Source organism: Micromonospora sp. NPDC047670, assembly GCF_043204915.1.
Taxonomy (GTDB): Bacteria; Actinomycetota; Actinomycetes; order Mycobacteriales; family Micromonosporaceae; genus Micromonospora.
The window spans coordinates 143,824-163,617 of the sequence record NZ_JBIDDA010000009.1 but is presented as its reverse complement, the minus strand read 5'-3'; the positions used below and the strand labels follow the sequence as shown (position 1 = coordinate 163,617).

The following is a 19,794-nucleotide window of genomic DNA, read 5'->3' as shown; positions in this document are numbered from 1 at the left end:
CACGGGGTAGAGGAATCTGATCCCCCGGACCCGGCGAAAGGATCACGATGGCACTCGCCGAGAACGTCGACCCGACCCGGCTCGGCGGGCTGACCGGATGGGTGGCGGGGGTCATCGACGCCGCCGGCGCGCTCGGCGTGGCGCTGCTGGTCGCCCTGGAGAGCATCATCCCGCCGATCCCGAGCGAGATCGTCCTGGCGATGGCCGGCTACCTGGCCGGTGAGGGCCGGTTCAACGTGGTGCTGGTGGTGCTCGCCGCCACCGCCGGCTCCCTGGCCGGGGCGCTCGTCCTCTACTGGCTGGGCGCGGCGGCCGGCGAGGACCGGCTCAAACGCTGGCTCGACAAGCTGCCGCTGGTCGACCGGGACGACCTGGAGAAGGCGGACCGCTGGTTCGAGCGGCACGGCCGGTGGGCGGTGCTCTTCGGCCGGATGGTCCCGGTGGTGCGCAGCCTGGTCTCCGTCCCCGCCGGGGCCAACCGCATGCCGCTGCCCGAGTTCGTCGCGTTCACGACGCTGGGCAGCGGCATCTGGAACACCCTCTTCGTCGGCCTGGGCTACGCCCTCGGCTCCCGCTGGCAGCAGATCGAGAAGTACAGCAACTGGTTCGACTACGGCATCATCGCCGTCTTCGTCGTGATGATCGCCTGGTGGGCGGTCAAGAAGACCCGCCGCCGCGCCCGCCGACGCGACCACGTCGACGCCACCCGGTGACCCGGGCGGGCCGCGGTTGTGGTGCCCGGTGCGCGTGGGCACCACAACCGCATGATCCCCTCGGGGTTGAGGGGTGTCAGGGCAGGGTGTCGAGGTGGGGGGCCACCGTGCGGGCGAAGCCGTTGCCGTTGGTGACGTCCCAGTTGACCGACCACGTCATCGCGCCGCGGATGCCCGGGTAGGTGCGCGGGGGGCGGAAGCTGCCGCAGTTGGTGCCGCGGGCCAGGCAGTCCAGCGCCGCGTTCACCACGCTCGGCGCGACGACGCCGCCGCCGGCCGCGCCCGGCCCGGCCGGCAGGCCGAGACCGACCTGGTCCGGGCGCAGCCCGGCCTCCAACTGGATGCAGGCCAGCGCGACGATGAAGTTCACCGTCCCCTGGGCGTACGCGGCGTTGCGGTCGCAGCCCAGCATCGCCCCCGAGTTGTAGAACTGGGTGTTCACGACGGTGAGGATGTCCTTGATGTCGAGCGCCAGCTTGAAGTAGCTGCTGCCCGGGGACTGCATGTCGATGGTCTGCGGGGCCATCGCGATGATCAGCCCGGCGCCGACCCTGGCCCGCAGCGAGCGCAGCGCCTGGGCCATGTAGGTCGGGTTCAGCCCGTTCTCCAGGTCGATGTCGACCCCGTCGAAGCCGTACCGCTGGATCAGCGCGTACACGCTGTCGCTGAACGCCGCGGCGGAGGCGGCGTCGTTGACCGCCACCCGGCCGGTCTCGCCGCCCACCGAGATGATGACCTTCCTGCCCCGGGACTGGAGGGCGCGCACGTCGGCGGAGAAGTCCGCGTCGGTGTAGCCGCCGAGGGCGGCGGAGAGGCCGGGGTCGACGGCGAAGGTGACCGCGCCCGGGGTGGCGGTGGCCTCGGCGAACGCGACCGCGACCACGTCGTACTCCGCGGGCACGTCCCGCAGCCGCAGTTCCACGGCCGGGTTGTCGAAGTTGTGCCAGTACCCGGTGAGGAGGTGCTTCGGCAGCCCCGTGTTCGGTGGCGGGCTGGTCGGGGGCGGGGTGGTCGGCGGCGCCGTCGTCGGGGGCGCGGTGGTGGGCGGGGCGGTGGTGGGCGGGGCGGTCGTCGGGCCGGCGCCGCCGCACGGCGCGCCGTTGAGCTGACAGTTGGTCGGGGCGCCCGGCCCGTTGCCGAGGAAGCCGAACGAGACGGAGGCGCCCGGGGCGATGCTGCCGTTCCACGACCGGTTGGTGAAGGTGTGCCGCTGGCCCGCCGAGGTCAGCAGCGCGTCCCAGTACGAGCCGACGGTGGTACCGGCGGGCAGGTCGAAGGTGACGCTCCAGCCGGTGACGGTGGTGCCGCCGCCGTTGGTGATCGTGTACTTCCCTTCCCAGCCCGAGCCCCAGTCGGACGTCTTGACGAAGGTCGCGGTCGCCCCGGCGGCGAATGCCGGCATCGCCACCCACACCGCACCAAGCGCCGCCGCCACTGCTGTGACCAGCGACAACACCAAAGATCTGGATCGTTTCACAGCACCCTCCACGCCCGGACGACATCCACTGCCATCAACATTGACGCCTATTATTAAGACTGTTAACTGTTTCTGTCCAGGGCTCCGCCGAGGGGCGTGACGGGAGGGGCGACCCGACAGGGAGCCCCGGGCGGTGGCCGCCCGGGGCTCCCGCCCGCTCAGCGGCGGAAGGTGAACCAGTTGACGTTGACGAAGTCGGCGGGCTGCCCGCTGGTGAAGGTCAGGTAGACCGTGCGGCGACCGGTCGGGCCCGCGACGTTGCCGGGGACCGAGCGCCAGCTCTGCCAGCCCCCGGTGTTCCCGATCGCGAAACTGCCGATCGGCGGGGCCGTGGGACTGTCCAGCCGGACCTCCACCAGGCCGCTGACCCCGGCCGCCGCGCCGGAGGCGACCCGGGCGACGAAGTCGCGCGGCGGGGTCGCGCCGAACTCGACGTCGTCGAAGCGCACCCAGTCGCCGTTGCGCAGGGCCCCGATGTTCTGGCCGCCCTCAACGCACGCCTCGACGATCACCCCGCTCTGCGCGCTGAACGACTCCGCCTGGATCGTCGCGTACGCGTCCCGCACGCCGCCGGGCGGCGGGGTGGTCGGGGGCGGGGTGGTGCCGCCGCCCCGGTGGTAGACGGCCACGTAGTCGACCAGCATCGGCCGGCCGGGGACGGTGGCGGCGGTCGGCGTGGCGGAGCCGGCCACCCCGTTCGGGAACGCCCCGCCCATCGCCACGTTGAGCAGCAGGAAGTAGCCGGCGTGGCTGGTCATCTGCGACCAGTACGGCTCGCCGACCCGGGTCTGGCTCACCGTGTGGTAGAGCTGCCCGTCGACGTACCAGCGCAGTTGCTGCGGGCTGACCGAGGCGTCCCACTCGAACCGGTAGGTGTGGAACGCCGACTGGCAGGTGCTGCCGGGGCAGGCGCGGGACGCCCCGATGCCGTTGAACTCGTCGCACGGCCCGCCCGGGGCCACGCCGCAGTGCAGCACGCCCCAGACCGAGTTGATGCCGTTGACGTTCTCCATCACGTCGAACTCGCCGATGCCCGGCCAGTTCTGGTAGTTGCCCCGGTAGGGCGAGCCGAGTGCCCAGAACGCCGGCCAGTAGCCGGCTGCCTGGGCGCCGGTGACGTTGGGCATCTGGATCCGCCCCTCGATGGCGAGCACGCCACCCGCCGCGGGCTTGAAGTTGCTGCGCACGGTCTCGATGCGGGCGGAGGTCCAGCGGCCGGAGGCGTCGCGCAGCGGGGTGATCCGCAGGTTGCCGCCGCCGTCGTGGCTGACGTTGGCGGTGCTGTTCGTGTACGTCTGGATCTCGCCGGTGCCCCAGTTGGGCGGGCCGCCGGGGTAGCTGGTGCCGGTGTCGATGATCCAGTCGCTCGCGGACGGCAGCGTGCCGGCCGCTGCGGTGAAGTCGTCACTCCATACCAGGCTCCAGCCGGGCGCGGGCGCCGGCACGGCGGCGTTCGCGGTCACGGTCATCCCGGCCAGGGCGGTGGTGGCGACGGCGGTGAGCAGGGCCGACGCCAGGGCCAGCCGGCGTCGGTGGGGCGGGGCGGCGGGCGCCGCCGGGGCAGGTGTCATCGATGTGCCTCTCTGCGGGGACGGTCGAGAGAGCGCTCTCTCAGGAGTTGTACGTGCCGGTCCGGCAGATGTCAATGTGGATCGATGCCGCCCGTCGGCGCGGGCCGCGGGCGGCGCAGCACCGCCTGCTCCAGCGCCGACCAGGCGGTCGTGGTGACCAGGTAGATCACCGCGGCCAGCGGCAGCACCAGCGCCACCAGCACGGTCGCGTACGGCAGCAGCGGCAGCAGCCGGCCGAGCACGGCCGCGCCCGGCCCCTGGGTCGGCGCGCCGGCCACCGTGCCGGTCGCGGCCGCCGCGCGCCGGATCCGGCGCGACGTCCACCACGCCAGCGCGAGCAGAACCGCCAGCAGCACGCCGAACAGCGGCACCGCCGCGCCGCCCAGCCCGTCGCCGAGGTGCTGCCCCAGCGGCACCCCGGCCAGCCGCTCGTCGAGCAGCCCGGTGCCGCCCTCGGCGGTGGTGAAGAGCCGGTACATCACCAGCAGGACCGGCGCCTGGAGCAGCACCGGCAGGCAGCCGGAGACCGGGTTGGCGCCGTTGGCCCGGTAGAGCGCGAACAGTTCGCCCTGCAGCCGGGCCGGGTCGTCCGCGTACCGCCGCTGGAGTTCGCGGACCTCGGGGGCGAGCGCCTCGCGGCGCCGCTCCCCCCGGACCTGCGTGAGGGTCAGCGGCGAGATGAGCAGCCGGACGGCGACGGTGAGGACGACGATGGCGACGGCCGTGGCCGCCCCGCCGGCCAGCGGTTCGAGCAGGGTGGTGAGCCAGGACAGCGCGCTGCCGGCGGCGCCGACGGCGTCGTGCAGTGGTGCGAAGGTGAGCATCTGGTGACCCCTCGGTCCGATTCCGGGTGGCGGCCCGGCGGGACGAAAGGCGTCGCCGGGCCTCGGGTGACGGCGGAATCGGCCGCGCGGCGGGCGCTACGCGGCCGAGGGGTGCGCCCCGGGCGCCCGGGGCCGGGGACGCCCGGCGGCGTCCGGGTCGACCTGCCGGGGCACCCGACGACGGCGGGCCCGGGCCCGCAGGGCGACGGCGCGGCCGGCCCGGGGAGCACCGACGCCAGCCGCCGCGTGCAGCGCGAGCACGACGGCGAGGAGGACGACGGCGGTGAGCGCGGCCCCGGCGAGCAGCCCGGCCGGACGGTCGGCGAGCAGGACCAGGTGCGTGAGCGCGTACGCCCACGTCCCCAGCAGGATCCCCCACGCCCTCGGCACGGGACCAGCCTAGGTACCGCTGTCACGCCGGCCGGCCCGAACGCGGCATCCCGGACGGCCGGGGCGAGCGCGCCCCGCGGGCCGGGCCGCCCGGCGCGGCCGTTCCCGGCGGCCCGGCCGGTCGCGCCGGCTGCGGCCGGCACGTGCCCCAAAGGCGCGCTGGCGCGCGCCCCGCACCCGCGCTGACCTGCTGTTTTATGACAGCTCCGGGGTGGACGGAGCCGCAGCGACAGTGGTACGACTTGGAGCGTCGACCGGCCACCGCCGGCCGGCGTCACCCGGTCACGCTGCGCCGCCTGCCGGCGCGCCGCCGCGCTGACCGGCCCAGCGGGAGCGGGCCCTCCCGGCACACCCCGGCGACCGGGCGTCCGCCCGGGTCGACGGGCCGCCTCGACGAGGTGGTGGGCCATCACCGAGGAGCCGCCGTGCCCCACATCCGCAGCCGCTCGACGCAGCAGCCCTTCGAGATCGCGATCCTGGCGACCGCCCCCGTCTGCGGGATCCTGCTGATCGTCCTCGACGTCCGGCCGCAGTCCGTGGAGATGGCGATGCCCGGCCCCATCCAGGCGGGATGGGAGTCGGGGCTCATCGTCGTCGGCGTCACCGGGCTGCTCGGCGTCCTCTGGCCCGGCCGGCTCTCCACCGCCCTCGGCATCGAGCTCGCCTCGATGCTGATGCTGGGCACGATCACCGGCATGTACGCCGTCGCCCTGTCGGTGGTCGCCGGCCGGCAGGGCGTCGCCGCGACGTCGTTCATCGTCGCGGTGGCCATCGGCTCGGGATGGCGCGCCGGCCAGATCCTGCTCGACCTGCGCCGGCTCACCAGGGCCATCCGGTCGACCGGACCCGTCGGGCTGGCCGCCGGGGGCACCGTCCCCACCGGAGGTGGAACGTGAACACGTCGGCCCCGGCCGCCCCGCAGTGGGTGCAGGTGCTGCTCTCCGTCCTCGGGGTCCTCGGCGGCGCCGGCGGTCTCGCCGCCATCGCCGCGGTCGTCGTGCAGCGGGGCAAGTTCAAGGCGGACGCCGCCGACACCCTCACCGACGCCGCCCTCACCCTCGTGCAGCCGCTGCGCACGCGGGTCGCCGAACTCGAGGAGGCGGCGTTGGTCACCCGCGCCCAACTCGACGCGACCCGCGAGCAGGTGCAGCAGCTCCGGGCCACGGTCTGGGACCTGCGCCGGACGCTGGACCGGTGGCGGGAGGCCATCCTGGCCCAGGACGCGACGCTGCGCCGGGTCCGCGCCATGGTGCAGGCCGGCGAGGACGACCCCGGACGACGGTGACGCGCGGACCCCCGGGGACGCGATCGGCGCGGCCCCGGCCCGGCCCGCGCGCGGGGGCGACACGCCGTCGACACGCAGGACGGCGTTTTCCGCCGCCGACACCCTGGGTAACCACTGGCCGACCCGGCGCGGACGGACCGCGGCCGGGCGCGAACGGACGGTGGTGACGATGACCGGCCAGGTGGCGGAGGCCCCGAGCGCGACGGTCGAGGGAACGGATCTGCTGACGGTGGGTGTGGAGGAGGAGTTCCTGCTCGTCGACCCGCACACCGGGACCGCGGTGCCCGCCGTCGACCTCGTCATGGAGCAGGTGCCGCCCGAGCTGCGCGGCCAGGTGGAGCGGGAGTTCCAGACCAGCCAGATCGAGATCGGCAGCCCGCCCGGTCTGGAACTCTCCTCGATCCGGCACTCACTCGGCGTGCTGCGCGCCGCGCTCGCCGACGCGGCCGAGCGGGCCGGCGTACGGCTGCTCGCCATCGGGACCGGCCCGGTGGACGGCCCCGTGCCCCCGGTGGTCGACAAGCCCCGCTTCGACCAGATGATCGAACGGTTCCGCCTGCTGGTGCCCGGCCCGGGCAACAACGGCATGCACGTGCACGTCGGGGTGCCCGACCCGGAGACCGGGGTGCAGGTGCTCAACCACGTCCGGCCCTGGCTGCCGGTGCTGCAGGCGGTCACCGCCAACTCCCCGTTCGCGAAGGGCGAGGACACCGGCTACGCGAGCTGGCGGTCGGTGGAGTGGGAGCACTGGCCCTCGGTGGCGCCCACCCCGTTCCTGGAGTCCCACGAGCACTACCAGCGGCTGATCCGGCAGCTCATCGCCAGCGGCGTGATGCTCGACGAGGGGATGCTCTACTGGTACGCCCGGCTGTCGGCCAAGTATCCGACGGTGGAGATCCGGATCGGCGACGTCTGCCCGTCGGTGGACGACTCGGTCCTCGTCGCCGCGCTGGTGCGGGCCATGGTGGCGACCGCGTTGGACGACATGGCCGCCGGCCGCCCGGCCATCCGCACCGACCACCACCTGCTGGTGGCCGCGCACTGGCGGGCGGCACACGACGGGCTGGAGGGCGACGGCGTCGACCTCACCGACGGGGAGCTGCGGCCGGCGTGGGAGCTGTTCGACCAGCTCGTCGAGCGGCTGCGCCCGGCGCTGGAGCGGCACGGCGACCTCGACGAGGTGACCGACCTGATCGGCGGGCTGCGCCGGCACGGCAGCGGGGCGGCCCGGCAGCGTGCCGTCTTCGCGCGTGGCGGCAGGCTCGTGGACGTGGTCTCCGACGTCGCGCGTCAGACCCGCGGGACGGGTCGCGCGTGAGGGGACGTCGCGCGCGAAACCCGTACGACGGTCGCGCGTGACAGGATGGTCCCCGTGGCGCAACGGTTGATCGTCATCGGTGGCGACGCGGCCGGCATGGCGGCGGCGTCGCAGGCGCGCCGCCGCCGGGACCGCGGCGACCTGGAGATCGTCGCGTTCGAACGGGGCCACTTCACGTCGTACTCGGCGTGCGGCATCCCGTACTGGATCGGCGGGCTGGTGCCCGAGCGCGAGCAGTTGATCGCCCGCGACCCGGCGACGTTCCGGGAGAAGTTCGACATCGACGTCCGGCTGCGCCACGAGGTGACCGGCATCGACCTCGACCGGCGCGAGGTGGTCGCGCGGGACCTCGCGGGCGGCGGCGAGGTCCGCGAGCGGTTCGACACCCTGGTCTACGCGACCGGCGCGGTGCCCACGAAGCCGGACTGGGCGCGCACCGACACCCGCGGGGTGTTCGGCGTGCAGACCCTCGACGACGGCGCGGCGCTGCGCGGCTGGCTGGAGTCCGAGCCGCGGCCCCGCCGGGCGGTGGTGGTCGGCGGCGGCTACATCGGCGTGGAGATGGCCGAGGCGCTGATCCAGCGCGGGCTCGCCGTGACCCTGGTGGAGCAGGCCGAGCAGCCGATGTCCACCGTCGACCCGGACATGGCCGAGCTGGTCACGGACGCCATGCGGGGAATCGGCATCACCATCCGCACCGGTCTCGCCGTGACCGGGCTCGAGGAGACCGACGGCCGGGTGTCCGCGGTGGTCACCGCCGAGGGTCCGATCCCCACCGACCTGGTCGTCCTCGGCCTCGGCGTACGCCCCAACACGGCCCTCGCGGAGGCCGCCGGCCTGCCGCTGGGCGTCACCGGCGGGATCCGGGTGGACCGCCGGATGCGGGTGCCCGGGGTGCCGGACGTCTGGGCGGCCGGCGACTGTGTGGAGACCGTGCACCGGGTCACCGGGATGCCGGTGCACGTGCCCCTCGGCACCCACGCCAACAAGCAGGGCAGGGTGGCCGGCATCAACATCGGCGGCGGCTACGCCACCTTCGCCGGGGTGATCGGCACGGCCGTCACCAAGGTCTGCGAGCTGGAGGTCGGGCGCACCGGGCTGCGCGAGCGGGACGCGGCGGCGGCCGGCTTCGAGTTCGTCTCGGTGATCGCCCAGTCGACCAACCGCGCCGGTTACTACCCGGGCGCCCGGTCGATGACGGTGAAGCTGATCGCGGAGAAGCCCAGCGGGCGGCTGCTCGGGGCGCAGATCGTCGGCTGGTCCGAGGCCGCGAAGCGGATCGACACCCTCGCGGTGGCGCTGTGGAACGGCATGACGGTCGACGACATGACGGCCCTCGACCTCGGCTACGCCCCGCCGTACGCCCCGGTCTGGGACCCGGTGCTGATCGCCGCCCGCAAGGCCGTCGACGCCCTGACCGCCACCGCCCGCTAGTGCGGTGGCCACGACGTCGCCGCATCGCGGCGATGGCCCCGCAACCACGGCCCCGGCTTGACCCTCACGTCGCGTGAGGCCGGAGGGTGGGGTGCATGGGTGACCACTCCGACGTCCCGAAATGACTCCCGCGGCGGAGCCCTTCGATCCGGCCGGTCACCAGGCGTGGGCCTGGCAGCGATCGGGGGCCATCCCACCGGGCGCCGGTCGCGGCGACAATGAGCGGCATGCCTGATGCCACTGGCGCCGATGGCCTGACCGTCGGTCAGGTCTCGACGCGTCTGGGCGTGACCGTCCGCGCGCTGCACCACTGGGACGACATCGGTCTGGCGCGACCGTCGCTGCGCACGGCCGCCGGTTACCGGCTCTACACCGCCGGCGACCTGGACCGCCTGCACCGCATCGTCGTCTACCGGGAACTCGGCCTCGACCTGGACAGGATTCGGACCCTCCTGGACGACTCGACCGCGGACGTACCCGGCGCGCTGCGCGCGCAGCGCACGCAGATCGCCCAACGGATCGACCGCCTCCAGCAGCTCAGCGCCGGCCTGGACCGGATGATCGCCGCCCACGAGCGCGGCCTGCTGCTGACCGCCGAGCAGCAGGCCGCGATCTTCGGCCCCCAGTGGAACCCGGACTGGCCCGCCCAGGCCCGACAGCGCTACGGAGACACGACGCAGTGGCGGCAGTACGCCGAAGGCTCGGCCTCCCGCGGTCCGGAGGAGTGGCAGGCGATCGCCGACGCCGTCGCCGACCTCGACCGTGCCCTCGCGGACGCGATGGACGCCGGTGTCACCCCTGGCAGCCCGGAGGCGAACCACCTCGTCGAGCGGCACCGTGAGGTGTTCACGTCGTACTTCCCCCTCACCCGGCAGATGCAGGTCTGTCTGGGCCGCATGTTCGAGGCCGACCCGGCGTTCGCCGCCCACTACGACGGCATCCGCGCCGGCCTCGCCGCGTGGTTCCGGCGAAGCATCGACGCCAGCGCACGCGCCCACCACATCGACCCCGACACCGCCACCTGGCAGTAGAGCGCGGTTCCGGAAACTCCCCACCCCGCGGGGCGTCCGGGGGGGCCGGCCCACCCGGGCGCGAGGAGCCGCACGCCCGAGGGCGGTGGAAGGCCCCCGCGTGCGGGTGCTTGTCGGGGGTGGCGGTTAGCGTGTGCCCGCTGTCGCCGCGCCGGCCACGTCAGGTCGGTCGCTGACCCCTCGGAGGCCCCTCATGTCGCAGGAGACGACCTACCTCGAACTGTCCGAAGAGGACGGTGCGCACAAGTTCTACGAGGTCGTGGTCGACGACACCACGCTGACCGTCCGCTACGGCCGGATCGGCGACCAGGGCCAGGTCAAGACCACCGCCTACCCCGACAACGCCCGGGCGCGGGCGGCCGCCGCGAAGAAGATCGGCGAGAAGGTCCGCAAGGGATACGCCCCGGCCGTGCGGGGCGTGCGGCAGAAGCGCGCCGTCTCCCGGCGGCAGATCGTCAGCACCCGCTCCACCGCCCGCACCGCCCCGGTGCTGTGGCGCTACGACTCCGGCGCGCCGGCCTTCGGCATCTTCGTCGACGGGCAGAGCTGCATGGTCGGCAACGAGCGCGGCGTCATCACCACGCTCGGCCACGACGCCCGGGTGCTCGACCAGGTCCGTCTCCCCGACGGGGTGAAGTGCATCGTCGCCGACGACGCCTGGATCTACGCGGGCTGCGACGACGGCAACGTCTACGACCTGTCCGGCAAGGTGCCCCGGGTCGCGTACGCGATCGCGCCGGACATCGACATCTACTGGCTGGACATCCACGACGGCGTGCTGGGCGTCTCCGACGCCGACGGCGGCATCGCCGCCGTCGACCACGAGGACGAGTTCCTCTGGCGCCGGTCGGGGCGCGGCCGGTCGGCGTGGATGGTGCGCTGCGACGCCGACGCGGTCTACCACGGCCACTCGCAGGGGGTGACCGGCTACGACTGGCGCACCGGGCAGGAGCTGTGGCACACCCGCACCGGCTCGGTGCTCTTCGGCTGGCAGGAGCCCGGCGCCGTGTTCGCCGGCACCGCCACCCGGGAGGTGGTGCGGCTGGCCAAGGGCGGCCGCGTCGAGCGCACCTACCCGTGCGACGCCCCGGTCTTCTCCTGCGCCACCGCCGAGGGCGGCCGGTTCGTCTTCGCCGGCGACAGCCAGTCCTCGATCTACTGCTTCGACGCCGCCGGCAACCGGCTGTGGAAGCTCGGCACCGGCTGCGGCTCGGCCTACTCGATGCAATACCACGACGAGCGGCTCTACGTCGTCACCACCGGCGGCTACCTGGCCTGCATCGACGCCAGCGAGCCGGCCATCCGGGCGGCGGAGGCCGGCAGCGTGCCGGACGTGCTCGACGTCAAGGCCCCGTCCCGGCTGCCCGAGCCGGCGGCGTGGACGACCGTCGAGGTCACCAGCGACGTCGACGGCGGTGTGGTCGTGCAGTGCGTCGAGGACCGGGGCCGGCTGCGCGTGCACGTGCTCTCCCCCGGTTACCACCCGGACTGGTCGGTGCAGTTCCCCAAGGGCATCCGCGAGCCGGGCGCGCGCTACCTCGTCACCCAGGTCCGCGAGTCGGGCCGGGGCGGCTTCTACCGCGCGTACGGCGACATCCGCCGGCTGCGCTGACAGCTCCGGGCCGGGGGCGGCGCGGGACCGCCCCCGGCCCGGTCAGCGGCGGTCGCCGCGCCCGGCCACCCGCCGCGCCGCCCCCGGTCGCCCCGTCGGGGCGGGGAGCGGTGCGGTCAGCGGCAGCGCCAGCGGACGGCGAGCGACGCCGGGCCCCCGCCGATCTCCGGTTCGACGTGCAGCTGACCGCCGATGACCCGCCCGTCGTCGCTGACGGTCACCGCGGTGGTGTACCGGCCCCGGTCCCCGTCCCAGCCGGCCAGGCTCACCAGCCCGGTGTCGGTGAGCAGCCCGGCCTGCCCTTTGCCCACCGAGCCCACCATCCAGCCCCGGCCGTTGCCGGCGTTGATGGCGGAACCGCGCCAGGCGGAGCCGGCCGCGTCCGCGCCGGACGCGGCCGGCAGCTTGGCGGCGTCGGGGGGGGCGATCCGCCTGGGGACCCGTCACCCTCCGAGACGGGCGGGGGCCCGGCCGAGCCCGGCCAGCCGCCCTCGGAGGGCGAGGGCGCGACGATGCCCGGGGCGGCCCCGGCCCCACCGTCCGGCGGGGTCGGCCGGGTAGAGGGGGTGGTGGGTCGCGGCAGCGGCACGTACCGCCCCGTGGGCAGGTGGTACCGGGCCGGATGCTCGTACCGCGCTCCGGCCGCCTCCCGGATCGCGGTCCCCGTTATCCAGCCGCCCCGGAAGGTGTGGGCCACGAACTCGGTCGCCGTGCCGCCGCCTCCTGCACCAGGTCGTCGGCCTGGTCGCTGTTGCCGCAGAGCGAGTACGCCAGCCGGTGCAGCATGGGCAGCCGCGCGCCGAGGTACTCGACGTATTCCTGTTCCGATGCGTCCGGCATCCGGCTACCTCCGTCGGTTCCCCCCTACAGACGGCCGCAGCCGGGAATCGGTTGTACGACGTGGCGGCCCGGCGTCCACGATGGCCGGGTGGACACGGAACTGCGGATCCCCGACGGGCTGGGCTGGGTGCGCGGCACCCCCGCCGGACGGCGGTGGCTGACGGCCCTCCCGGAGCGACTGGCCGCCTGCGTCGCGCGCTGGTCGCTGCGGGTCGGACCACCCTTCCCGTACGCCTTCGCCTCGCTGGCCCTGCCCGCCGAACTGCCCGACGGCACGCCGGCGGTGCTGAAGCTCCAGTACCCGGACCCCGACAGCGTGTACGAGGCCGCGGCGCTCGACCGCTGGGCCGGGGCGGGGGCGGCCCGGCTGCTCGCGCACGACCCGGACCACCGGGCGCTGCTGGTGGAGCGGTGCGTGCCCGGCACGCCACTGCACGCGCTGCCCGCCGAGGCGGCGCTGGGCGTGGCGGCCGGGCTGCTGCCCCGGCTGTGGCGACCGGCCGGCCCGCCGTTCACCCCGCTCGCCGAGGAGGCGGCCGGCTGGGTCGAGCGGCTGCCGGGGAACTGGGAGCGGGCCGGCCGGCCGTACGAGCGGCGACTGCTCGACGCGGCGCTCGGGCTGCTGGCGGACCTCGTCGACAGCCAGGGCGAGCAGGTGCTGGTCAACCAGGATCTGCACGCCGGCAACGTGCTGCGGGCCACCCGCGAGCCGTGGCTCGTCATCGACCCGAAGCCGCTGGTCGGCGAGCGGGAGTTCGGCGTCGTGCCGCTGGTGCGCGGCGCGGAGCTGGGGCACTCGCCGGACGCCGTCCGGCACCGGCTGGACCGACTCAGCGCGGAGCTGGGGCTGGACCGCGAACGGGTGCGCGGCTGGACGATCGGGCAGACCCTGGCCTGGAGCATCGGCGAGGGGAAGGTCTTCCCCCGCCAGGTAGAGGTGGTCCGCTGGCTGCTCGGTCGGGAGTGAGCGCCGGGGAGTGCGCGCCGCCGGGAGGCGTCAGCCCCGTTGGCAGGTGGCGCACCAGTAGAGGTTGCGGCCGGCCAGCTCCCCGCGGCTCACTGCCGTGCCGCAGAGGTGGCAGGGGGCGCCGGGGCGGCGGTAGACGTACACCTCGCCGCCGTGCCGGTCGACGCGAGCGGCGCGGCCCATCGCCTCGGGCAGGTGCGCGTCGCGGACGGTGTCGATCCGGCCGCGCCCGACGGCGAGCCGCATCAGCGTCACCAGATCGGCCCAGAGCTCGTCCCAGCGGGCGCGGCCCAGCCGCCGGCCGGGCAGCGTCGGCGGCAGGCCCGCCCGGAACAACGCCTCGGTGACGAAGATCAGCCCGGTGCCGGCCACCACCGACTGGTCCAGCAGCAGCGCGGCCAGCGGCGTCGGGCTGCGGGAGATCCGGGCGTACGCCCGGTCGGGGTCGGCGTCGGCCCGCAGCGGGTCGGGACCGAGCCGGCCGCGCAGCGCCGCCACCTCGGGCGGGGTGAGCAGCTCGCAGGCGGTCGGGCCACGCAGGTCGAGCCAGTGCCGGTCGCTGGTCAGCCGCAGCCGCACCTGGCCGACCGGCTCCGGGGGCTCGCCCGCGCCGTCGGCGAACTTGCCGTAGAGCCCGAGGTGGACGTGCAGGGTCAGCTCGCCGGCGTGGTGGTGCAGCAGGTGCTTGCCGTACGCCTCGGTGCTCTCCAGGACGGTGCCGCTGAGCAGCGCGGCGCCCTCGGCGAAGCGGCCCTGCGGGCTGGCGGCGTGCACCTTGTCGCCGGCGAACAGCTCGGCGTGCCGCGCGGCGAGTCGGTGGATGGTGTGTCCCTCGGGCACGACGGCAACGGTAGCCGGCGACCCGGCCACCGCCCGCGCCGGCGGCCGGGGGTGTCGCGAACATCGCGGCTGGGTACCTGCTGTTCGTTAGCGCGCGGGCGCCACCCGCTCCACCGGCCGCCGCGCATTCACCAGGAGGTGTGTTGTGGTCAAGATTCCTTCCCTGTCGCGCCGGACGGAGCCGGCGCAGACGGATGACGATGACGCCGACGGCCGGGTCCGCGCCGAGGACCCCGACCGGGCGGGCCGCCCGGTGGTGACCGACCGGGACGCCGACCAGGCGACCTACCGCAGCAACGCCGCGCCCGGAGCCGGCGGGCGCGACGCCGAGGCCGAGCGGCGGGCGGCCGAGCGGGCCGCCGTCGCGCGGGCCGCCACCGCCCGCCCGGTCGACGACGACACCCGGCGCGCTGTCCGCGGCACCGACGCGGACCCGACCCTCGAACGGACCATCGACGGCCGGACGGTCGACCTGGACCGGGGCGCGGCGGCGGCGCGGGCCACCGGGGCGGACCGGGACCGCACGGTGGACGGCCGGCTGGACCGCCCCGTCGACCGGGACGGGGACGGTGTCCCCGACGGCGCGCCGGAGCGGCCGGTGGTCGCCGGTCCCAAGCCCCGGGCCAGCCTCCTCGCCACGCTCGGCCTGGTCGCCGGCGTGGCCGGGGCGCTCTTCGTGCTCACCGGCACCCTCGCCGGGTACGGCATCGGGCTCGGGGCGGTCGGCGCCATCCTCGCCGTGCTGGGTCTGATGGCCACCCGGCGCCGTCACATCGCCGGCAAGACGGACGCGCTGCTGGGCATCGTCATCGGTCTCGGCGCGGTGGTCCTGGGCGTGCTCGCGATGACCGGCCAGTTCGACTGGCCGACCACCGACGGCGACTGGGTGGCCCGGTTCCGGGAGTGGCTTGACTCACAGTTTGCGGACCGCTTCTAGCGGGCAATGTCCGGCGCGCCGGCGACGCGCCGGCAGCGCCGGTGGTTCACCGGCCACGCCCGACCAGTCTGGTGGTTCACCAGCCGGGCACACCCTTTCGGGGGCGGCGGTTCGCCGCCCCCGAAGTGCGTCCGGGGGTCGGTCAGCCCCGCGCCGCCTCCGGCCCCGGCACGGCCTCCCGGGCGTCCAGCAGGGCGTCCAGGTTCCGCCAGGCCCACTCGCAGGCCACATCCAGCGGGCCGAGCAGGCTGCGGCCGAGCGGGGTCAGCTCGTACTCGACCCGCGGCGCGGCCCCGGCGTACGCCGTCCGCCGCACCAGGCCGTCGCGTTCCAGCTTGCGGAGCGACCCGGTGAGCACCTTCGCGGTGATCCCGCGCAGCGGCACCCGGAGTTCCGAGAAGCGGCGGGGGCCGTGCTCGAGACAGCGGATGATCATTCCGCCCCACTTGTCCCCCACCCGGATCGGGGACAGGTCCGACGGGCAGACCGGATCGAACATCTCCGGATCCAACGGCACACGCATGGTTGCACGCTAGTCGGTGTCTGAGAGGAAACCGGCCCGGTGGCTGGCGTGGTGCACACGGGAGGTCTCGTACGCCGACCTGGCCGTCGCCGACGACCTCTGCCCGTACCGGGCCGCGGCGCGCGGACGACCCAGGGCGGCCGCGTCCGGGTGCGGACACGCAACGAATCGCCGGCCACGCGTCGCCATACGCAATGATCGTTCGTTCCACGCAACCTTCACCGGTGGATCCTTCCGGCCTGCCCCGCATAGCGTTGACGGACGGCGCCAGCCCGTGGGCCGAAGGTGGCCGGGCGCGCCCGACCCCTGGGAGCAGGACAATGACGATGGACGCCACCAGCCAGCGCTTCCTGATGTGCCGGCCGACGTACTTCGCCGTCGACTACGCGATCAACCCGTGGATGGACCCGACCGCGCCGGTCGACGCGGACCTCGCGGTCCGGCAGTGGGAGCAGCTGCGCCAGATCTACCGAGACCTGGGCCACACCGTCGAGGAGATCACTCCGGTGCCCGGACTGCCCGACATGGTCTTCGCCGCCAACGGCGGCACGGTGATCGACGGCAAGGCGATGGCCGTGCAGTTCCGCGACCCACAGCGCGCCGACGAGGCCCCCGCCTACCGCGCCTGGTTCGAGGCCGCCGGTTTCGAGATGTACGACCCGAAGCACGTCAACGAGGGCGAGGGCGACATCCTGCTGGCCGGCGACATCCTGCTGGCCGGCACCGGCTTCCGCACCGCGCACGCCTCGCACGCGCAACTCCAGGAGGTCTTCGGCTACCCGGTGGTCACCATGCAGCTGGTCGATCCGCGCTTCTACCACCTGGACACCGCGCTCACCGTGCTCGACGAGCGGACCGTGGCGTACCTGCCGGAGGCGTTCTCGCCGGGCAGCCGGGCCGTGCTGCGCCGGCTCTTCCCGGACGCGGTGCACGCCACCCTGGCCGACGCCGAGGTCTTCGGGCTGAACGCGGTCAGCGACGGCCGGCACGTGGTGCTGCCGGCGCAGGCCACCGGCCTGGCCGCGAAGCTGCGCGACCGGGGCTACGAGACGATCGGCGTCGACCTGTCCGAGCTACGCAAGGCCGGCGGTGGACCGAAGTGCTGCACGTTGCGACTCCGTCAGGGAAAGGCGAGCAAGTGATCGAGGACATGCTGCGGACGCCGGAGGCGGTCCGCGACGCGGAGCGGTGGACCGCGCACAACTACCACCCGCTGCCGGTGGTCATCTCCTCCGCCGAGGGCTCCTGGCTGACCGACGTGGACGGTCACCGCTACCTGGACTGCCTGGCCGGCTACTCGGCGCTCAACTTCGGCCACCGGCACCCGAAGCTGATCGAGGCCGCGCACGCGCAGCTCGACAAGCTGACCCTCACCAGCCGGGCGTTCATCCACGACCAGTTCGCCGACTTCTGCCGGGAGCTGGCCGAGCTCTGCGGCAAGGACCTCGTGCTGCCGATGAACACCGGCGCCGAGGCGGTGGAGACCGGCATCAAGGTGGCCCGCAAGTGGGGTTACCAGGTCAAGGGCGTGGCGCCGGGGCAGGCCAACATCGTGGTCGCCGAGGGGAACTTCCACGGCCGGACGACCACCATCGTCAGCTTCTCGACCGACGAGGACGCGCGCGCCGACTTCGGGCCGTACACCCCGGGCTTCACGGTCGTCCCCTACGGCGACCTGGCCGCGCTGGCCGCCGCGATCGACGAGAACACCGTCGCGGTCCTGATCGAGCCGATCCAGGGCGAGCAGGGCGTCGTCGTGCCGCCGGAGGGCTACCTGCCGGGCGTCCGCCGGGTCTGCACCGAGCGGAACGTGCTCTTCATCGCCGACGAGATCCAGTCCGGCCTGGGCCGCACCGGCGAGACCTTCGCCTGCGACCACGAGGGCGTCACGCCGGACATGTACCTGCTGGGCAAGGCGCTCGGCGGCGGCATCGTGCCGGTCTCCGCGGTGGCCGCGAACGCCGACGTGCTCGGCGTGCTCAAGCCGGGTCAGCACGGCTCCACGTTCGGCGGCAACCCGCTGGCCTGTGCCGTGGCGACCGAGGTGGTCCGGCTGCTGGCCACCGGCGAGTTCCAGCGCCGCTCGGCCGAGCTGGGCGCCCGGCTGCACGCCGGTTTGCAGGCGCTGGTCGGCAAGGGCCTGGTCGCCGTCCGGGGCCGGGGCCTCTGGGCCGGCCTGGACATCGACCCGGCGCTCATGAGCGGCCGGGAGGCCTGCGAGCGGCTGATGGAACGGGGCGTCCTGGCCAAGGACACCCACGGCTCCACCATCCGGCTCGCCCCGCCGCTGGTGATCACCGAGGAGGAGATCGACCACGCGGTCGCCCAGCTCGCCGCCGTGCTGGCGGGCTGAGCCCCGTACGACGACGGCGGGCGTCGGGACCACGGTCCCGGCGCCCGCCGTCGTCCGCCCACCCTCACTTGGGCAGGCGCATCGCCATCGTCGGCGCCTCGGCCATGACCGAGTTCGGCGTGTACGGGGCCCCGGCGGGAAGCTCGCCCGGTCGGCCGATCTGCACCCCGGGGTAGAGCTCCACCATGTCGCCCTCCGCCAGCACCCGCGACTGCCTCGGCGCCAGCGGGACGCGGTCGCCCTCCGCCATCGACCCGCCCGGCCGGATGCCGGAGCCGTTGGTGCTCACGTCGGTCACGATCACCTCGCCGACCCGCAGCTCGAACTGGACGTGGCTGCGGCTGATCCAGCGGCGCGCCTCGTCGTTGAGCCACTGCCCGAGCACGATCCCGCCGCTCTGGTCGGGCGCCCGGCCGACCACCGCCGGCTGGTCCTCGGTGAGCACGAAGCGACGCCGGATCAGCCCGCCGACGCGGACGGCCAGCACCTCGCTGCGCGGTCGCGGGCCGGCGTCGCCGAGCCGGGCCCCGTGCCGCGGGCAGGTGGGCGCCCCGCCGCGCAGGGACGGGGGCGGCTGACCGGCCGGGCTGCGCTCCACGCGGGCCAGGTCGGCGAAGGCCCCGCCGCCTCCCCCGCCGCCGAAGAGCGCGCAGCCCGGCTCGGGGCAGCGCCACTGGCGGGAGAGCAGCTTCGCGCCGGCCGGTGACCGCTCGCCGGCGACCGGGGTGTGCCCGCCGCCGACGTGGGCGATGAAGACCGGCCCGCCGGCGCCGGGCACCGGCGCGAGGACGCGCCCCGCCTGCTCGACCAGCCACGGGTAGCGCCCGCGCAGGCCGTCCGCCCGCGCCCGGGTGAGCACCGGCAGCCCGAGCAGGTCGGCCACCTCGAACATCCGGTCGCCCGGGTTGTCGAGGACCTCGACCAGCCCGTCGTCGGCCCACCGGCGGACCACCATCCGCTCGTTGGAGGTGAGGTCGGCGTCGGAGAGCAGGGCCCGGTGGACGACCGCGTAGACGGGGACGCTGTCCTCCTCCAGCTCACGGGCGAGGGCGTCGATCACCATGCCGAGGCGGAGCAGGCTGGCCGGCCGGCCGCCGTCGATGTCCTGGTAGCGGATCACCTCGGCCAGGTCGACGACGGCCCGGGCCAGCGACGGGTCGGTGCAGACCCGCCCCTCGATGGCGTCCAGCACCTTGCTGATCTCGAATCTCATCGGACGCTCCCCACGATCTCGTCGATCCGCCGGGCCAGTTCCAGGTCGCGCCGGGTGACCCCGCCCGCCGAGTGCGTGACGCAGCGGAAGGTCAGGGTGCGCCAGCGGATGTCGATGTCGGGGTGGTGGTCCAACTCCTCCGCCGCCGCGGCGACCCGGTCGACGACCGCGATGGCGTCCGGGAAGCTGGCCAGTTCCACGGTGCGGGTGATCCCGGCGGGGTCCCCCGACCAGCCCGCCAGCCCGCCCAGCTCGTCTCGCACCGCCTCGGCGGTGAGCACGTCTGCCATGGGGAGACCCTACCGGGGCCGGCCGCCGCGACGCCGACCAGCGGCGGGAGGTGTGTCCGAGCCGGCAGCGGGCCGGGCGGGACATAGAGCCCGGCCAGTGGGCGGCGGGGGTTAGGCTGACCGGCGGCCCGGCCGGGGCAGCGACCGGCGTCGCCCCCGGCCCACCCTGCGTGAGG

General features: G+C 74.7%; 21 protein-coding genes. 11 read left to right on the top strand and 10 right to left on the bottom strand.

Annotation, left to right across the window (positions count from 1 at the left end; translation table 11 throughout):
• The first annotated feature begins 47 nt into the window (after positions 1–47).
• A complete protein-coding gene (locus ACGF7U_RS22270) occupies positions 48–713 on the top strand; it encodes a DedA family protein (RefSeq protein ID WP_393109486.1) in 666 nt (221 codons plus the stop codon).
• A 76-nt stretch (positions 714–789) separates the two neighbouring features.
• Here the strand turns inward: ACGF7U_RS22270 and ACGF7U_RS22265 are convergent, their stop codons facing one another.
• The 4 genes from ACGF7U_RS22265 to ACGF7U_RS22250 form a co-directional block, all read right to left on the bottom strand.
• Positions 790–2,190: a chitinase gene (locus tag ACGF7U_RS22265; RefSeq protein ID WP_393109484.1), complete on the bottom strand. Its 1,401-nt coding sequence runs from the start codon at positions 2,188–2,190 to the stop codon at positions 790–792.
• A gap of 158 nt (positions 2,191–2,348) precedes the next feature.
• Positions 2,349–3,761, bottom strand: coding sequence for a carbohydrate-binding protein (locus ACGF7U_RS22260; protein ID WP_393109482.1), 1,413 nt, complete (start codon positions 3,759–3,761; stop codon positions 2,349–2,351).
• Between the two features lie 71 nt (positions 3,762–3,832).
• The gene (locus tag ACGF7U_RS22255) at positions 3,833–4,585 is read right to left on the bottom strand and encodes a YidC/Oxa1 family membrane protein insertase (RefSeq protein ID WP_393109480.1); all 753 of its coding nucleotides are present in this window, start codon (positions 4,583–4,585) and stop codon (positions 3,833–3,835) included.
• Positions 4,586–4,681: 96 nt separating this feature from the next.
• Positions 4,682–4,975: a DUF6412 domain-containing protein gene (locus ACGF7U_RS22250; protein ID WP_393109478.1), complete on the bottom strand. Its 294-nt coding sequence runs from the start codon at positions 4,973–4,975 to the stop codon at positions 4,682–4,684.
• A 425-nt stretch (positions 4,976–5,400) separates the two neighbouring features.
• Here ACGF7U_RS22250 and ACGF7U_RS22245 point away from each other — a divergent pair, with 425 nt between their 5' ends.
• The 6 genes from ACGF7U_RS22245 (at position 5,401) to ACGF7U_RS22220 (ending at position 11,655) form a co-directional block, all read left to right on the top strand.
• Positions 5,401–5,871 carry a hypothetical protein gene (locus ACGF7U_RS22245; RefSeq protein WP_393109476.1) on the top strand — a complete coding sequence of 157 codons (471 nt, stop codon included), beginning with the start codon at positions 5,401–5,403 and terminating at the stop codon, positions 5,869–5,871.
• Positions 5,868–6,260, top strand: coding sequence for a hypothetical protein (locus tag ACGF7U_RS22240; protein WP_393109474.1), 393 nt, complete (start codon positions 5,868–5,870; stop codon positions 6,258–6,260). Before ACGF7U_RS22245 ends, ACGF7U_RS22240 begins: the two co-directional genes overlap by 4 nt.
• 169 nt (positions 6,261–6,429) lie before the next feature.
• Positions 6,430–7,578: a glutamate--cysteine ligase gene (locus ACGF7U_RS22235; RefSeq protein ID WP_393109472.1), complete on the top strand. Its 1,149-nt coding sequence runs from the start codon at positions 6,430–6,432 to the stop codon at positions 7,576–7,578.
• A 54-nt stretch (positions 7,579–7,632) separates the two neighbouring features.
• The gene (locus tag ACGF7U_RS22230; protein ID WP_393109470.1) at positions 7,633–9,012 is read left to right on the top strand and encodes an FAD-dependent oxidoreductase; all 1,380 of its coding nucleotides are present in this window, start codon (positions 7,633–7,635) and stop codon (positions 9,010–9,012) included.
• Between the two features lie 227 nt (positions 9,013–9,239).
• On the top strand, positions 9,240–10,043 hold the full coding sequence (locus ACGF7U_RS22225; RefSeq protein WP_393109468.1) for a MerR family transcriptional regulator: 804 nt from the start codon (positions 9,240–9,242) through the stop codon (positions 10,041–10,043).
• A gap of 193 nt (positions 10,044–10,236) precedes the next feature.
• Entirely contained in the window at positions 10,237–11,655 is a 1,419-nt protein-coding gene (locus ACGF7U_RS22220) for a WGR domain-containing protein (protein ID WP_393109466.1), read from the top strand.
• 116 nt (positions 11,656–11,771) lie between these two features.
• Here ACGF7U_RS22220 and ACGF7U_RS22215 read toward each other — a convergent pair whose 3' ends face one another.
• Together ACGF7U_RS22215 and ACGF7U_RS22210 are read right to left on the bottom strand one after the other, a co-directional pair.
• Positions 11,772–11,966, bottom strand: a complete 195-nt coding sequence (locus ACGF7U_RS22215) for a hypothetical protein (protein WP_393109464.1) — start codon at positions 11,964–11,966, stop codon at positions 11,772–11,774.
• Positions 11,967–12,321: 355 nt separating this feature from the next.
• Positions 12,322–12,495, bottom strand: a complete 174-nt coding sequence (locus ACGF7U_RS22210; protein WP_393109462.1) for a sigma factor — start codon at positions 12,493–12,495, stop codon at positions 12,322–12,324.
• Between the two features lie 88 nt (positions 12,496–12,583).
• On the opposite strand from ACGF7U_RS22210, the gene ACGF7U_RS22205 reads away from it, so the two are divergent.
• A complete protein-coding gene (locus ACGF7U_RS22205; RefSeq protein ID WP_393109460.1) occupies positions 12,584–13,462 on the top strand; it encodes an aminoglycoside phosphotransferase family protein in 879 nt (292 codons plus the stop codon).
• Between the two features lie 30 nt (positions 13,463–13,492).
• On the opposite strand, the gene ACGF7U_RS22200 is transcribed toward ACGF7U_RS22205, so the two are convergent.
• Complete coding sequence (locus tag ACGF7U_RS22200; protein WP_393109458.1) at positions 13,493–14,302, bottom strand: Fpg/Nei family DNA glycosylase; 810 nt, start codon at positions 14,300–14,302, stop codon at positions 13,493–13,495.
• Positions 14,303–14,447: 145 nt separating this feature from the next.
• Here ACGF7U_RS22200 and ACGF7U_RS22195 point away from each other — a divergent pair, with 145 nt between their 5' ends.
• Positions 14,448–15,239 carry a thrombospondin gene (locus ACGF7U_RS22195; protein ID WP_393109456.1) on the top strand — a complete coding sequence of 264 codons (792 nt, stop codon included), beginning with the start codon at positions 14,448–14,450 and terminating at the stop codon, positions 15,237–15,239.
• Between the two features lie 142 nt (positions 15,240–15,381).
• Here ACGF7U_RS22195 and ACGF7U_RS22190 read toward each other — a convergent pair whose 3' ends face one another.
• Entirely contained in the window at positions 15,382–15,762 is a 381-nt protein-coding gene (locus ACGF7U_RS22190; protein WP_393109454.1) for a winged helix-turn-helix transcriptional regulator, read from the bottom strand.
• Between the two features lie 326 nt (positions 15,763–16,088).
• Here ACGF7U_RS22190 and ddaH point away from each other — a divergent pair, with 326 nt between their 5' ends.
• Both ddaH and rocD read left to right on the top strand, forming a co-directional pair.
• Positions 16,089–16,904 (top strand): dimethylargininase, encoded by an 816-nt coding sequence (gene ddaH, locus ACGF7U_RS22185; protein WP_393109634.1) that lies wholly within the window; start codon positions 16,089–16,091, stop codon positions 16,902–16,904.
• Positions 16,901–18,115, top strand: coding sequence for an ornithine--oxo-acid transaminase (gene rocD / locus ACGF7U_RS22180; RefSeq protein WP_393109452.1), 1,215 nt, complete (start codon positions 16,901–16,903; stop codon positions 18,113–18,115). Before ddaH ends, rocD begins: the two co-directional genes overlap by 4 nt.
• Before the next feature lie 64 nt (positions 18,116–18,179).
• Here rocD and ACGF7U_RS22175 read toward each other — a convergent pair whose 3' ends face one another.
• On the bottom strand, positions 18,180–19,328 hold the full coding sequence (locus tag ACGF7U_RS22175) for an FHA domain-containing protein (protein WP_393109450.1): 1,149 nt from the start codon (positions 19,326–19,328) through the stop codon (positions 18,180–18,182).
• Positions 19,325–19,618, bottom strand: coding sequence for a 4a-hydroxytetrahydrobiopterin dehydratase (locus tag ACGF7U_RS22170; protein ID WP_393109448.1), 294 nt, complete (start codon positions 19,616–19,618; stop codon positions 19,325–19,327). Before ACGF7U_RS22170 ends, ACGF7U_RS22175 begins: the two co-directional genes overlap by 4 nt.
• Between the last annotated feature and the right edge of the window lie 176 nt (positions 19,619–19,794).

Bases quoted from the DNA above. Each gene is read 5' to 3' on its own strand.
- ACGF7U_RS22270 (WP_393109486.1), top strand. From the start codon at position 48: ATGGCACTCGCCGAGAACGTCGACCCGACCCGGCTCGGCGGGCTGACC.
- ACGF7U_RS22260 (WP_393109482.1), bottom strand. From the start codon at position 3,761: ATGACACCTGCCCCGGCGGCGCCCGCCGCCCCGCCCCACCGACGCCGG.
- ACGF7U_RS22255 (WP_393109480.1), bottom strand. From the start codon at position 4,585: ATGCTCACCTTCGCACCACTGCACGACGCCGTCGGCGCCGCCGGCAGC.
- ACGF7U_RS22235 (WP_393109472.1), top strand. From the start codon at position 6,430: ATGACCGGCCAGGTGGCGGAGGCCCCGAGCGCGACGGTCGAGGGAACG.
- ACGF7U_RS22225 (WP_393109468.1), top strand. From the start codon at position 9,240: ATGCCTGATGCCACTGGCGCCGATGGCCTGACCGTCGGTCAGGTCTCG.
- ACGF7U_RS22220 (WP_393109466.1), top strand. From the start codon at position 10,237: ATGTCGCAGGAGACGACCTACCTCGAACTGTCCGAAGAGGACGGTGCG.
- ACGF7U_RS22210 (WP_393109462.1), bottom strand. From the start codon at position 12,495: ATGCCGGACGCATCGGAACAGGAATACGTCGAGTACCTCGGCGCGCGG.
- ACGF7U_RS22190 (WP_393109454.1), bottom strand. From the start codon at position 15,762: ATGCGTGTGCCGTTGGATCCGGAGATGTTCGATCCGGTCTGCCCGTCG.
- ddaH (WP_393109634.1), top strand. From the start codon at position 16,089: ATGGACGCCACCAGCCAGCGCTTCCTGATGTGCCGGCCGACGTACTTC.
- ACGF7U_RS22175 (WP_393109450.1), bottom strand. From the start codon at position 19,328: ATGAGATTCGAGATCAGCAAGGTGCTGGACGCCATCGAGGGGCGGGTC.
- ACGF7U_RS22170 (WP_393109448.1), bottom strand. From the start codon at position 19,618: ATGGCAGACGTGCTCACCGCCGAGGCGGTGCGAGACGAGCTGGGCGGG.